Annotated in this window: 14 protein-coding genes; 9 read left to right on the top strand and 5 right to left on the bottom strand. The window is 75.2% G+C overall.

The features are described from left to right. Positions 1-11: 11 nt before the first annotated feature. Positions 12-425, bottom strand: coding sequence for a TOBE domain-containing protein (locus ABEB06_RS34275; protein ID WP_345700818.1), 414 nt, complete (start codon positions 423-425; stop codon positions 12-14). 130 nt (positions 426-555) lie between these two features. Further along, on the bottom strand, positions 556-1,737 hold the full coding sequence (locus tag ABEB06_RS34270; RefSeq protein ID WP_345700817.1) for an ROK family transcriptional regulator: 1,182 nt from the start codon (positions 1,735-1,737) through the stop codon (positions 556-558). Between the two features lie 99 nt (positions 1,738-1,836). Between ABEB06_RS34270 and ABEB06_RS34265 the strand changes: the two genes are divergently transcribed. The 4 genes from ABEB06_RS34265 (at position 1,837) to ABEB06_RS34250 (ending at position 5,936) form a co-directional block, all read left to right on the top strand. After that, positions 1,837-3,024, top strand: coding sequence for an MFS transporter (locus ABEB06_RS34265; RefSeq protein ID WP_345700816.1), 1,188 nt, complete (start codon positions 1,837-1,839; stop codon positions 3,022-3,024). A 329-nt stretch (positions 3,025-3,353) separates the two neighbouring features. After that, the gene (locus ABEB06_RS34260; RefSeq protein ID WP_345700815.1) at positions 3,354-4,238 is read left to right on the top strand and encodes a phosphotransferase family protein; all 885 of its coding nucleotides are present in this window, start codon (positions 3,354-3,356) and stop codon (positions 4,236-4,238) included. Between the two features lie 34 nt (positions 4,239-4,272). Then, complete coding sequence (locus tag ABEB06_RS34255) at positions 4,273-5,181, top strand: deoxyribonuclease IV (protein WP_345700814.1); 909 nt, start codon at positions 4,273-4,275, stop codon at positions 5,179-5,181. A 68-nt stretch (positions 5,182-5,249) separates the two neighbouring features. Continuing rightward, positions 5,250-5,936, top strand: coding sequence for a TVP38/TMEM64 family protein (locus ABEB06_RS34250; protein ID WP_345700813.1), 687 nt, complete (start codon positions 5,250-5,252; stop codon positions 5,934-5,936). 20 nt (positions 5,937-5,956) lie between these two features. Here the strand turns inward: ABEB06_RS34250 and ABEB06_RS34245 are convergent, their stop codons facing one another. Next, positions 5,957-6,319, bottom strand: coding sequence for a YrdB family protein (locus ABEB06_RS34245; protein ID WP_345700812.1), 363 nt, complete (start codon positions 6,317-6,319; stop codon positions 5,957-5,959). 122 nt (positions 6,320-6,441) lie between these two features. Here ABEB06_RS34245 and ABEB06_RS34240 point away from each other — a divergent pair, with 122 nt between their 5' ends. The 4 genes from ABEB06_RS34240 to ABEB06_RS34225 all read left to right on the top strand — a co-directional run bounded on the left by ABEB06_RS34240 (position 6,442) and on the right by ABEB06_RS34225 (position 10,214). Then, complete coding sequence (locus ABEB06_RS34240) at positions 6,442-6,960, top strand: DinB family protein (protein ID WP_345700811.1); 519 nt, start codon at positions 6,442-6,444, stop codon at positions 6,958-6,960. A gap of 272 nt (positions 6,961-7,232) precedes the next feature. Continuing rightward, a complete protein-coding gene (locus ABEB06_RS34235) occupies positions 7,233-7,628 on the top strand; it encodes a cell division protein SepF (RefSeq protein ID WP_345700810.1) in 396 nt (131 codons plus the stop codon). Between the two features lie 487 nt (positions 7,629-8,115). Further along, complete coding sequence (locus ABEB06_RS34230) at positions 8,116-8,670, top strand: TetR/AcrR family transcriptional regulator (RefSeq protein WP_345700809.1); 555 nt, start codon at positions 8,116-8,118, stop codon at positions 8,668-8,670. Then, positions 8,667-10,214 carry an MFS transporter gene (locus tag ABEB06_RS34225; protein WP_345700808.1) on the top strand — a complete coding sequence of 516 codons (1,548 nt, stop codon included), beginning with the start codon at positions 8,667-8,669 and terminating at the stop codon, positions 10,212-10,214. The genes ABEB06_RS34230 and ABEB06_RS34225 overlap by 4 nt, the downstream gene beginning before the upstream one ends. Positions 10,215-10,282: 68 nt before the next feature. On the opposite strand, the gene ABEB06_RS34220 is transcribed toward ABEB06_RS34225, so the two are convergent. Beyond that, complete coding sequence (locus tag ABEB06_RS34220) at positions 10,283-11,785, bottom strand: oxidoreductase (RefSeq protein ID WP_345700807.1); 1,503 nt, start codon at positions 11,783-11,785, stop codon at positions 10,283-10,285. 191 nt (positions 11,786-11,976) lie between these two features. Between ABEB06_RS34220 and ABEB06_RS34215 the strand changes: the two genes are divergently transcribed. Beyond that, a complete protein-coding gene (locus ABEB06_RS34215) occupies positions 11,977-12,138 on the top strand; it encodes a hypothetical protein (protein WP_345700806.1) in 162 nt (53 codons plus the stop codon). A 3-nt stretch (positions 12,139-12,141) separates the two neighbouring features. Here the strand turns inward: ABEB06_RS34215 and ABEB06_RS34210 are convergent, their stop codons facing one another. Continuing rightward, positions 12,142-12,309: a hypothetical protein gene (locus ABEB06_RS34210; protein WP_345700805.1), complete on the bottom strand. Its 168-nt coding sequence runs from the start codon at positions 12,307-12,309 to the stop codon at positions 12,142-12,144. Positions 12,310-12,366 lie beyond the last annotated feature (57 nt).

The following is a 12,366-nucleotide window of genomic DNA, read 5'->3' as shown; positions in this document are numbered from 1 at the left end:
CTCTCCATCGCTCAGCGCCGCTCGATCACCACGTTGGTGGACTTCACCACGGCGGTCGCGGGCGCCCCCGGCACCAGGCCCAGCTCCTCCGCCGAGTCCCGGCTGATCAGCGAGACCACCCGGAACGGCCCGGCCTGCACCTCCACCTGCGCGGCCACGTCGCCGAGCACCACGCTGGTGACGATCCCGGGGAAGCGGTTGCGGGCCGACGAGCGACCCTCCGCCTCGGCGGTCTCGGGCCTGGCCAACTCACGGGCGAACGCCGCCAGTTCGGCGCCGCCGATGATCCGGTGGCCGTGCTCGTCGCGCTCCGCGGGCAGCCGGCCCGCGTCCACCCAGCGGCGCATCGTGTCGGCGCTGACGCCGAGCATCGCGGCGGCCTCGCCGATGCGGTACGAGTGGACCGGCCGGTCGGGCTTGGCCATGGCGCGCTGCTCCTGCGGGTCGGGGGCGCGGCGGGGTCCCCGCCGCTCGCCGCCATCCTGCCCTACCGGGCCCCGACCGGGCGACACACCCGCCCCTGACGCCCCGTCGGCCCCAGCGCCGCACCCGGGCCTACGCCTCCGCGCCGCCGAACAGCTCCCGCCGCACCGCGTCCCCGGCGGTGAGCACCGCCCCCGCGAGCACCGCGCCGCCGCCCGCCCTGCCGGCCCGCACCTCGGTGCGGATCGGGCCGAGCGCCGCCAACTGCCGCTCCACCCGCGCGGCGAGCACCGGCCCGCCGGCCCGGCCGAGCTCGCCGCCCAGCACCACGCACCCCGGGTCGAGCACCACGGTGACTGCCGAGACGCCGAGCGCGATCCGCCCGGCCAGCTCCTCCAGGAACTCCTCCGCCCCGCCCGCGACCGCCGCCGCCACCAGCGCCGCCGCCGCGGCCAGCACCCCGCCCTCGGGCACGGCCAGGCCCCGCCGCCGCCCGAGCGCGCAGATCGCCGCGCCGCTCACCAGCGAGTGGAAGCCGCCCTCGCACCCCGTCGCACTCGGCAGCCCGACCGCGCCCGGCACCGGCAGGAAGCCGATCTCGCCGGCGCCGCCGGACGCACCGCGCCGCAGCCGGCCGCCCAGCACCACCGACGCGCCGACCCCGAGGCCGAGCCAGAGCAGCGCGAAGTCGTCGCGGTCGCTGGCGGCGCCGATCCGGTGCTCGGCGATCCCGGCCAGGTTGACCTCGTTCTCCAGGATCACGTCGGTGCCGGGCCGGGAGCGCAGCGCCTCCAGCAGCCCGGCGTGCCAGCGCGGCAGCTTGCCGGAGTTGTTCAGCTCGCCGGTCGCCGGGTCGACCAGCCCGGGGATGCCGACCGCCACGGTGTGCAGCTCGCGCGCGCCCGCCTCCTCCGCGGCGGCGAGCAGCGCCTTCACCGCCCGCTCCGGCAGGTCCGCGTCGTCGGCCTCCGCGGCCAGTTCGGCCGTGGCGAGGGTGCGCCCGGCCAGGTCGGCGACCACCAGCGACACGCCGGTCGAGCGGACGTCGATGCCCGCCAGGTGCGCCCGGTCGGCGACCAGCGCGTACAGCCGGGCGTTCGGCCCGCGCCGCAGCTGCGCGCTCTCCCCGGCCGGGGCGACCAGGCCGCCGCGCTGCAGCCGCTCCAACAGGTCGGCGACGGTGGGCCGGGAGAGCCCGGTCAGGGTGCGCAGCTCGGACGCGGTCAGCGGCCCCCGCTCCAGCAGGAGGTCGAGAGCCAGCCGGTCGTTGATGGCGCGGGCGGTGCTCGGCGTGGCCGTACGCGCGGTCGTCATGAGCCTGCATCCTTCCAGAGGTTTCTATCAGGATCCCTTCCTGATAGTTTATCGGCATCACGACCACCCACAAGCACCGCAGTAGGGGGAAGCCCAGCCATGGGTGACGCATTGAAGGACGTACGCCGCGCCCGGGTGAGCGTCGCGCTGGTCTTCGCCGTGCACGGCGCGGTGACCGGTACGTTCGCCACCCGCATCCCGTGGATCCAGGACCACCTCGACCTCAGCCCCGGGCAGCTCGGCCTCGCCCTGGTCTTCCCCGCCGTCGGCGCCTCGCTCGCGATGCCGCTGGCCAGCCGGATCGTCCACCGCTTCGGCGCCCGGGCCGCGCTCCAGGGCCTGCTGACCCTCTGGTGCCTGGCCATCGTGCTGCCCGGCCTCGCGCCCGACCTGGCGCTGCTCTGCCTCGGCCTCTTCCTCTTCGGCGCCACCGCCGGCATGTCCGACGTGGCGATGAACGCCCAGGGCGTCGAGGTCGAGGAGCGGCTCGGCACCTCCATCATGTCCGGCCTGCACGGCATGTGGAGCCTCGGCGGACTGGTCGCCTCCGCCTTCGGCGTGCTCGCCGCGCACCAGCACCTCGACGCGCGCGTGCACTTCGCCGTCACCGCCGCCGTCCTCACGGTGCTCGCCCAGATCGTCTGCCGCGGCGTCCTCGACGTCCGCCCCGCGGCGGAGGAGGAGGCGCCGCCGCGCTTCGCCCTCCCGCCCAAGGAGGCGCTGCTGATCGGCCTGGTCGGGTTCTGCGCGGTGTTCGCCGAGGGCGCCTCGGCCGACTGGTCCGGCGTCTACCTGCGCGACGTCACCGGCTCCTCCGCCTCCACCGCCGCCGCCTGCTACACCGCCTTCGCCGCCACCATGACCCTCGCCCGGCTCTGCGGCGACGCCGCGGTCCGCCGCCTCGGCCCGGTCCGCGCCGTCCGCATCAGCGGCGCCGTCGCGACCACCGGCGGCCTGCTCGTCGTCCTCGCCGACACCCCGTACCTCGCCATCCCCGGCTTCGCCCTGATCGGCATCGGCATCGCCGTCGTCGTCCCGCTCGCCTTCGCCGCCGCCGGCCGGGCCGGCAGCAACCCCAGCCAGTCCATCGCCGGCGTCGCCACCATCACCTACACCTCCGGCCTGGTCGCCCCCGCCGTCATCGGCGGCATCGCCCAGGCCACCTCCCTCACCGTCTCCTTCGCCGTGGTCACCGTGCTCACCGCGGCCCTGGTGCCCAGCGCCACCGCCCTGCGCCGCCGCCGCAGCGAGCGCCCGGTCGCCGCGAACGTCCCCGAGCGCGTCTGAGGTCCACGCCCCGCACTCCCCGAAGGGGTGGACGTCCACCGACGTCCACCCCTTCGCCGTCGAACCGGTCCACCGGCCCCGGCCGAAGAACGCACCGCGAACCGCAGTGCTCCGCGGCGCCGCCCCGTACGACACCGCTTCCCCGCCCTCCCGGGCCACGCCGCCCCCGGCCGGAAGCCGATGCACCCACCACCCGCCGAGCGGCAACGCGCCCCGCCACGGGCTCGCCCCGCCTCCGGAGGCGCCCGCTCCCGGCCGCTGCCGGCCCGCGCCCGTCGCGCCCCGAAACCCGCTCGCCACCGGCCTGCCCCGCGGGGCAGCATGCTCGGGTGATCGTCTCCCCGCCGTCCGATGCGGCGCTCGCCTGGGCCGCCGAAGCCGTGGGCGGCCGTCCCGGCTCAGCCTCGACCGTCCGCCGACTCGCCGGTGGCGCCCACGCCTCGACCCACCTGATCCGCACCGGCACCGGCGACCTGGTGCTGCGCCGCTTCCCCGCCGGGGACACCGCGGCCGTGCAGGAGGCCCTGGTCCTGCGGGCGCTCGACGGCCTGGACGGCTGGGCGCCGCGCCTGGTCGCCGCCGACCCGGACGGCAGCCGGACGGGCAGCCCGGCCGTACTGATCTCCCGGCTGCGCGGTCGCGCGGACATCACCCCGCGCGACCCGCACGCGGCCGCCGCCCTCCTCGGCGCCGCCCTCGCCCGGGTCCACGCCGTCCCGCTCTCCCGCCTCCCGGCCCTGCGCGACGCGATGGCGGCGCCGAGCACCGCTCAGCACCCCGCCCCGGACGCCGGGCCGGCCGGCCCTCCGGTCGCCGCCGGCCGGCACCGGCTGGCCGCGCAGCCGTCCGTCCTGACCCACTTCGACTTCTGGACCGGCAACGTCCTGTGGACCGGCCCCGAGCTGACCGGCGTCGTCGACTGGTCCGGCGCCTGCCGCGCCCCCCGCGGCTTCGACGTCGGCTGGTGCCGCCTGGACCTCGCCGTCCTGCACGGCCCGGACGTCGCCGACTCCTTCCTCGCCGCCTACCAGCGCGCGGCCGGCACCACCGTCGCCGACCTCGCCCTGTGGGACCTGTTCGCCCTGGCGAACTCCCACCGCTCCGTCGAGACGTGGCTCCCCAACTACCACGACCTCGGCCGGGTCGACCTGACCACCGCCGACCTCCGCGCCCGCCACACCGCCTGGACCACCCACCGCCTCGCCGCCCACTGACCACCCGATTCCCCCGCCGGCCGCGCCCCGTGCGATGCTCACCGCCGTGAACAGTCCTGAACCGCGCAATCCGATCGGCGCCCACGTCCCCGTGGCGGGACGCGGTCTGGCCGGCACCGGCCTGCCGTACGCGGCCGGGGTGGGCGCCGAGACGGTGCAGGTCTTCGTCGCCAATCCGCGCGGGTGGGCGACTCCGGCGGGCAACCGCGCGCAGGACGAGGCGTTCCGCACGGCGTGCGCCGAGCAGGGCATCCGCTCCTTCGTCCACGCGCCGTACCTGATCAACTTCGGTTCGGACTCGGCGGCGACCCGCGAACGGTCCGCGGAGTCGCTGCGGCACTCCCTGCACCGCTCCCACGCGATCGGCGCCGAGGGCACCGTGGTGCACACCGGTTCCGCGCTGTGCGGGACCCGCGCCGAGGCGCTGGCGATGGTCCGCGAGAGCGTGCTGCCGCTGCTCGACGAACTGGACGGGCTCGGCCCGGACGCCCCGCGCCTGCTGCTGGAGCCGACCGCGGGCCAGGGCAGTTCGCTCTGCTCGCGGATGGAGGACCTGGCGGCGTACGCCGAGGCGCTGGACCACCATCCCCTGCTCGGCGTCTGCCTGGACACCTGCCACGCCTTCGCCGCGGGTCACGACCTCGCCGCGCCGGGCGGTGTCGCGGCGATGCTGGACGCCCTGACCGACGCGGTCGGGCCCGGACGCCTGCGGCTGATCCACGCCAACGACTCGAAGGACGTCGCCGGAGCCCGCAAGGACCGCCACGAGAACATCGGCGCCGGCCACATCGGCAGGTCCGCGTTCCGGGAGCTCCTCGCCCACCCCGCCACCGCCGGTGTGCCCCTCGTCATCGAGACCCCGGACGGCCGTCACGACCCCGACCGGGTCGAGGGCGCCCTGCACGCCCGGGACATCGCCACCCTCAAGTCGCTCCGCGCGTAGCAGCCGGTACGGTCCCACCGCCTTCCCCGGAAGACGGTCGGCTTTCCGCCCGGGTTAGGCTCACGCCTGTGCTCCGCTCCCCCTGGCTGCGTCTCGCGCTGCTGTTCGTCGTCCTCGCCGCGGCGGCGGCCTCCCTGCTGCTCTGGGATCCCGCGCAGGTGCTGGCCGCCGCGACCGGCCCGTGGCGGATGCCGATCGCGCTGGCCGCGTACGGTTTCGGCACCGTCGCCTTCCTGCCGCGCCCGGCGCTGAACGCGGCGGCGGGCCTGCTGTTCGGCGCGGTGTGGGGGGTGCCGCTGGCGGTGGCGGGCTCGGTCCTGGCGGCTGCGGTGTCGTTCTGGCTGGGGCGCGGGCTGGGCCGGGACGCGCTGCGCCGGTTCCTGCGCGGCCGGGTGCTCACCGCGATCGACCGCGGTCTCACCGATCAGGGTTTCCGCAGCGTCCTGCTGATCCGGCTGTTCCCGGGGGCGCCGTTCCAGGCGGGCAACTTCGTCTGCGCGTTCTCCGGCGTGCGGTTCCTGCCGTACGTCGCCGCGACCGCGCTCGGCGTGATCCCGACCACGACCGCGCACGTGGTGGCGGGCGCGAGCGCGGGCCACCCCGGTTCGCCGGCGTTCCTGATCTCGTCCTCGGTGATCGTCGCGATGTTCCTGTTCAGCGGCTACTCGTTCTGGCGGGCCCGGCGCCGCAGCCGCACCGCCGCCACGGCGGCAACCACCACCGCACCGGCCGCACCGGCGTCGACGACGGCCTGACCCCCGACCGCTTCGTCGGCTCACCGCCGCACCGACGGACTCCACTCCCCGAGCGCCCGCAGCGCCACCGTGTTGACCGCCATCAGCACCGCCAGCACCACCGCCCAGGTGCCGTGCCCGCTCAGGGCGAGCGCCGCGACGGCGCCGCCCCACACCACCGCCTGGGTCAGGTACCACGCGGCCACCGCGTCGGGCACCGACCGCCTGGGCGCCGCGTAGCGCCCCCACAGCACCGCCGCGCCGACCGGCAGCGCCAGCGCGACGAGCACCCGCACCGCCGTCGGCCCGGGCACCGCGTACCCGCCGACCGCGAGGGCGGCGAGCGCCGCCAGTTCGAGCAGGAAACGTCCCACCAGGTTGGCCCCGGTCAGCACTCCTCGCACAGCTCCCCCTCGGTTCCCCGTCCGGGCGCCGGCCGGTCCCTCGCCGCCGGCGCCCGGACAGGATAGGGGCTCCCGGCAAATCCACTGGCAGGACGTCCGCCGCCTGCCCCAGACTGGCCGTCATGACCACGACGACGCAGCGCGTAGACCCTCCCCTGTCCGCCGACGAGACCACCATGCTGACCGGGTGGCTCGACTACCACCGCGCGACGCTCGCCCTCAAGTGCGAGGGCCTGACCGACGAGCAGCTCCGCGAACGCTCCACCCCGCCGTCCACGCTCTCCCTGCTCGGCCTGGTCCGGCACATGGCGGAGGTGGAGCAATTCTGGTTCCTGGCGATCCTCGACGGGCAGGACCTCGGCGAGGACGGCATCTACTGGACCCGCGAGGACGAGGACGGCGACTTCAACAACGTCGACACCGCCGACCCGGCCGCCGACTTCGCGGTGTGGCGGCAACAGATCGAGCTGGCCCGCGCGGCCGCCGCCGGCCTGCCGCTGGACACCGTGGGCAAGCGGGAGCGGCGCGGCGAGAAGGTTTCGCTGCGCTGGATCCTGGTGCACATGATCGAGGAGTACGCGCGCCACAACGGACACGCCGACCTGCTCCGCGAGCGGATCGACGGCGCCACCGGGGAGTGAACCCGTTACGTGATCGTTGACAGACAGTCAACTGCGGTCTGACCTCCACCGATATGGTCTACGCGCGCAACCGTCGGGCGACCAGCGGCGTCACAGGCTTTTGTCCGGACTTTCCGGTATTTCCTGCACGCCACGACCCGTCCGGCGGTCGCGAGCGGGCACCAGAGCGATGATCAGTGCGATACTCGGACAGTTCCAACAAGTGGATGACGTGTCAAAACGACCCGTCGCCCCGGGGGACCAGTACGGGACGAGACAGGGAGGCCGCGGCAATGGGAGCACTGCGCGACGAGCACCACAACGGATGGCTGATGCCCTCCGGCAGCTACCCGGCCGCCGTGTACGAGGATCAGTGGGACGGTGAGGACACTCTGCCGAGCGCCCAGCCCGCACCCGCCCGGATCGTCTCGCTGCGCCCGACCGGCTTCGAGGCCGCCCGCACCGTGGGCGAGCACATCCGCGCCGCGACCCCGGTGGTCATGGACCTCACCGAGATGGACGAGGCCGAGGCCAAGCGTATGGTCGACTTCGCGTCCGGCCTGATCTTCGGCACCCGCGGCAACATCGAGCGGATCGCCCGCCGGGTGTTCCTGCTCACCCCGGCGGACGTCGAGGTGATGGTGATCGACCGCCCGCTCGACGACTCCGGCTTCTACAACCAGAGCTGACCCGCCCTCACCACCCCCTGGCCGGGGGCCGCCTGACGCGGCGCCCGGCCTTCACGCACGCCCCGGCCCGCACGCCCGGCCGGCGCGCTACTCGACCGAGCGGCCCGCGACCAGCCCGTCCATCACCTGGTCCAGGCCCCAGCGGAACTGTTCCCCGGTGACGTGGCGCGCGACGGCCCCCGCGCTAGCGGCCGTCCTCGGGTACGCCCCGGCCGGCACCCCGCGCAGCGCCGCCCGCCGCCCTGTTCGCCCTCGGCCTGGTCGACCGAACGGTCCGCGAGCCGGTGGAGATGCGCTACGAGTTCGCCGAGCCGTTCGTGGTCGACAGCTCCCGCTTCACCGCCGAGCTCGGCGGCCGCGCCACTCCGCTCGGCGAGGCCCTCGACCGCACCCTGCACGACCACCGTACGACCACCGCACGGCGGCCGCCTGAGACTCGCGCCGATAAAATGAGACATGGGTGTCTCATCTGCCCTACACTGGTCTCATGGCTACTGACCGCGACTCGGTGCTGGAGGCCGCCGTCGGCGTGCTTTCGCGACGCCCGACCGCCCACCTCGACGAGATCGCCCGCGCGGCCGGCATCAGCCGTGCCACGCTGCACCGGATCTTCCCGGGCCGCGAGGCGCTGATCCGCGAGGTGGGCGCGCTCGGCCTGCGCCGTTTCGCCGCCGCCCTGGACACCGCCCGGATCGAGGAGGGCGACGCCCAGGAGGCCTTCCGCCGCCTGGTGGACGCGGTCGTGCCCGACGCCGCACTGTGCGCCTTCCTCGCCGGCGAGAACCAGCTCTACGACGACCAGGAGATCAACGATCTCTGGGAGTTCCAGGACGCCCGGGTCCGCGCGCTCTTCCTGCGCGGCCAGCAGCAGGGCGTCTTCCGGGTGGAGCTCTCGGCCGGCTGGCTCAGCGAGGCCTTCTTCGACCTCGTGGCCGGCATCGGCTGGGCCGTCCAGGACGGACGCCTCGCCCCGCGCGACAGCGCCTTCTCGCTCGCCGAGCTCTTCCTCGGCGGCAGCCTACGGAGACCCGATACACCATGAGCACCAACCTGCCCGTCACCAACCGCCGCTGGGCCGGCCTGGGCGTCCTCGTCCTCGCCGTCACCCTGGTCGCGGTCGACGCCACGGTGCTGTCCCTCGCCATCCCGTCCATCAGCGAGACCCTCCGCCCCAGCGGTACCCAGCTGCTGTGGATCGGCGACGTCTACTCCTTCGTCCTGGCCGGCCTGCTGGTCTCCATGGGCGCCCTCAGCGACCGGCTCGGCCGCAAGCGGGTGCTGCTGGTCGGCTCGGCCGCGTTCGGCGCGGCCTCGCTGCTCGCCGCGTACGCCCCGAGCCCGGGCTGGCTGATCCTGGCCCGCGCCCTGCTCGGCGTGGCCGGCGCGACGATCATGCCGTCCACCCTCTCCCTGATCCGCACGCTCTTCCCGGACGCCCGCGAGCGGGCCACCGCGATCGGCATCTGGGGCGCCGGCGCGACCGCCGGCGCGGCGCTCGGCCCGCTGGTCGGCGGCGTGCTGCTGGAGCACTTCTGGTGGGGCTCGGTCTTCCTGCTGAACCTGCCGGTGCTGGCCCTGCTGCTGGTGTTCGGCGCCTGGCTGCTGCCGGAGTCGCGCGACCCGCGGCCGGGCCGCTGGGACGTGCTGAGCGTGTTCCTCTCGATGGCCGGTGTGATCGGCGTGGTGTACGCGATCAAGGAGCTGGCCGCCGACGGCCTGTCCTCCTGGTCGTCCCCGCTGGTGCTGCTGCTCGGCGCGGGCGCGCTGCTCTGGTTCGTCCGCCGCCAGCTGCGGCTGGAGACCCCGCTGCTGGACGTCCGGCTGTTCACCGACCGGCGCTTCACCGCGGCCGTGGTGGCCTCGCTGACCGCGCTGATCGGCCTGTCCGGCGTGATCTTCTGCGTCTCGCAGTACCTGCAGCTGGTCCGCGGCTACGCCCCGCTCACCGCCGGCCTGGCCGAGATGCCGGCCTTCGTCGGCGCGGTGGTCGGCGGTCTGCTGACCGCCCGGCTGGCGCGGCGCGCGGGCAACCGGGCGGCGCTGGCCGGCGGCCTGTTCGCGATGGGCGCCGGCATCGCCCTGCTCGGCCTGGTCCGGCAGGACAGCGCGTACCTGCTGTTCGGCGCGTCCTTCCTGGTGGTGGGCACGGCCGAGGGCGTGGTCTACACGCTCGCCTCCGACCTGGTGCTGGGCTCCGCCCCGGCCGACAAGGCGGGCGCGGCCTCGGCCGTCTCGGAGACCGCGTACGAGCTGGGCACCGCGCTCGGCATCGCGCTGGTCGGCTCGGTGGTGACCGCCATCTACGCGGGCGGCTTCACCGTCCCGTCGGGCACCCCGGCCGAGACCGGCGAGCAGGCCCGGGAGTCGCTGGGCGGTGCGGTCGAGGCCGCCGGCGCCCTGCCCGGCCCGGTCGCCGACCAGCTGCTGGACGGCGCCCGGACGTCCTTCGTCCACGGCATGAACGTCGCCGCCTGGCTGGCCGCCGCCCTGCTGCTCGCCGCGGCCGCCCTCTGCTGGCGCTTCCTGCGCACCCCGAAGGCCCCGACCGCCCCGGCCCCCGCCGAGGACAGGCAGCTCGTCGCCTGACCCCTCCCCCTTCCGGCGCGGCGGGCGGCACACTGAACCCGTGCCGCCCACCGCGCCGCGAGCGTCCGTCAGGCGCGGTTCAGCGAGCGGCTGACGCCCGCCAGGACGGCGGTGGTGAGCACCCAGCCGGTGGCGATCAGCGCGTAGCCGACCCACTGGTGGTAGTCGGTCCAGTACCAGGCCGTGCGCTGCCCGAAACCGCCGATCGGCACGAGCAGGTCGAGCGTGTACACGAAGGAGCTGAACGGCGCCTGCCCGGCCTGCACCGGCGTCGGGTGCCCGTGCCGGAACAGCACGGTGCCGGCGGCGGTGAGCACCAGCAGCCACACCCCCGCCTGCCACGGCCGGTAGCCGTACCCGACGGTGGTGTCCAGCAGCCGCCCCCACGCCCGCCCGAGCGGCCCGAGGGTGCGCCGCCGCCTGCGCTGCTTGGCCAGCAGCACCCGCCGCGCGTCGTCGTCGTGCCCGATCTTCCGGTACCAGGCGGCGAGTTGCTCGTACGGCTGCGGCGCGTACCCGGGCAGTGCGGCCAGCCAGGCGAGGCGCCGCCCGACCGGGTCGCTCTCGCCGGACGGCCGGTGGATGGAGGTGTAGGTGAAGCCGTCCAACCGGGTGTCGGCGGGCCAGCTGTGTTCGTTGTCGTGCAGCACGGCGGCCTGCGCCTCCTCCAGGTCGACCGGCCCGGTGGGGGTGGCGGCGACGGTGAGCCGCAGGTCGCCGGCCTGCAGCCGGCCGGCGTGCAGCGCCCCGTCGAGTACGGCGCGGTCCAGGGAGAGCAGGCTGCGCACGCTCGCCCCGGGCAGCCGGACGGCGCCGCGGGCGACGAAGCCGTCGGCGAGGACCATGGTGGTGGCGCTGAGGTCGTCGCCGCTGAAGGCCTCCCGCCCGGGGTTGTCGATCACGGCCCGTTCCATGAACAGCCCGCCGTTGAACTGGGCGCCGACCAGCCGCAGTCCGCCGCGTGCGACGAACCCGTGCCGGGCGAAGAAGCCGCCGTCCAGCACCATGCCGCCGGCCCACAGCGCCCACACGTCCGTGCCCTCGGCGGGCCGTCCGCCGTCCAGGAACTCGCGGGCGGTGAGCCGGGCGCCGCTGAGCCGGAGTTCGCCGGTGACGTGCGCGCGGGTGAGGGTGAGCCGTCCGTCGATCACCGAGTTCTCGAAGAACAGGTTGCCGTCGACCTTGAGCAGCCAGCCGTCCAGCCCGGGGACGAGGCAGCCGATCAGCCCGGTGGAGCGCATCGACGCCCCGCGCAGCACCACCGGCTCCTCGAAGTGGCATCCGGTGAACGTGACCGCGTGCGCGACCGCGCCGTCACCGAGGTCCAGCGCCCCGGTGATCCGCGCCCCGGCCAGCCGCAGCGCCCCGGGGGCGTCCCCCAGCAGCAACTCCCGCAGCAGCCGGGCCGGTACGGTCCGCTCCTCGCCCCACCGGCCGCCGGCCCGGACGTCCTCGTCCGGGCCTTCGCGCAGGTCGATCACGGCCCCGGCAGCGAACGCCGCCCGCACCCGCTCCTCGACCGGCGCGGCCGCCGGACCCGTCGTACCCGCTGTCGTCCCCGTCGTCGGCAACGCCGCGCCTCCCCGTCGAGCTCCCCACCCTGACGGGGCACGATCCTAGGCGGCGCAGCGCGGCGCGCGCGGTGACCCGCCGCCTGAGCTCTTGCTCACATCGCGGCCCGAGCGTTCGACAGAGCCACCGCACGCCTGCTTACGTGGGTGGACGAACCGTTGTCCGCCCACCGCCCGGAGGAGGCACCGCCGTGCAGCTGTCGTACGCCCTCGTCACCGAGGAGGACTTCCCCGGCGGTCTGGCCTGCTCCGGCTGCCACCGGCCGATCGCGGCGGGGCAGCCGTACAGCGAGACCGTCGGCGGGATGCTCGGGGACACCCCGGTCGTCGAGCTGGTCTGCGTCTACTGCTGAGGGTCAGTTCACCGAGCGGAGGATGACGTCCTCGTAGTCGCCGGCGTCCGGGAGGGTGTCGGCCGCGAGGGCCTCCAGACCCGGCTCGGCGTCGGATTCAGAAGCGGAGGTGGCCAGGAGGCCGTCCAGTTCGGTCTGCTCGTCGATGACCCGTCCAGTGTGCGTGTCCATGCACCCATGATCCCTCCGATCGCCCGTCACGGCCCGGAACGGGGCCGTGGTGACGCC

The sequence above is a fragment of the Kitasatospora terrestris genome, from assembly GCF_039542905.1.
Taxonomy (GTDB): Bacteria; Actinomycetota; Actinomycetes; order Streptomycetales; family Streptomycetaceae; genus Kitasatospora; species Kitasatospora terrestris.
The sequence above is the reverse complement of the archived record's forward strand: the minus strand, read 5'-3'. Positions and strand labels throughout refer to the sequence as shown.

Excerpts from the sequence above, each read along its gene's own strand:
- ABEB06_RS34210 (WP_345700805.1), bottom strand. The coding sequence starts at position 12,309 with ATGGACACGCACACTGGACGGGTCATCGACGAGCAGACCGAACTGGAC.
- ABEB06_RS34270 (WP_345700817.1), bottom strand. The coding sequence starts at position 1,737 with ATGACGACCGCGCGTACGGCCACGCCGAGCACCGCCCGCGCCATCAAC.
- ABEB06_RS34275 (WP_345700818.1), bottom strand. The coding sequence starts at position 425 with ATGGCCAAGCCCGACCGGCCGGTCCACTCGTACCGCATCGGCGAGGCC.
- ABEB06_RS34265 (WP_345700816.1), top strand. The coding sequence starts at position 1,837 with ATGGGTGACGCATTGAAGGACGTACGCCGCGCCCGGGTGAGCGTCGCG.
- ABEB06_RS34230 (WP_345700809.1), top strand. The coding sequence starts at position 8,116 with ATGGCTACTGACCGCGACTCGGTGCTGGAGGCCGCCGTCGGCGTGCTT.
- ABEB06_RS34235 (WP_345700810.1), top strand. The coding sequence starts at position 7,233 with ATGGGAGCACTGCGCGACGAGCACCACAACGGATGGCTGATGCCCTCC.
- ABEB06_RS34255 (WP_345700814.1), top strand. The coding sequence starts at position 4,273 with ATGCTCACCGCCGTGAACAGTCCTGAACCGCGCAATCCGATCGGCGCC.
- ABEB06_RS34225 (WP_345700808.1), top strand. The coding sequence starts at position 8,667 with ATGAGCACCAACCTGCCCGTCACCAACCGCCGCTGGGCCGGCCTGGGC.
- ABEB06_RS34240 (WP_345700811.1), top strand. The coding sequence starts at position 6,442 with ATGACCACGACGACGCAGCGCGTAGACCCTCCCCTGTCCGCCGACGAG.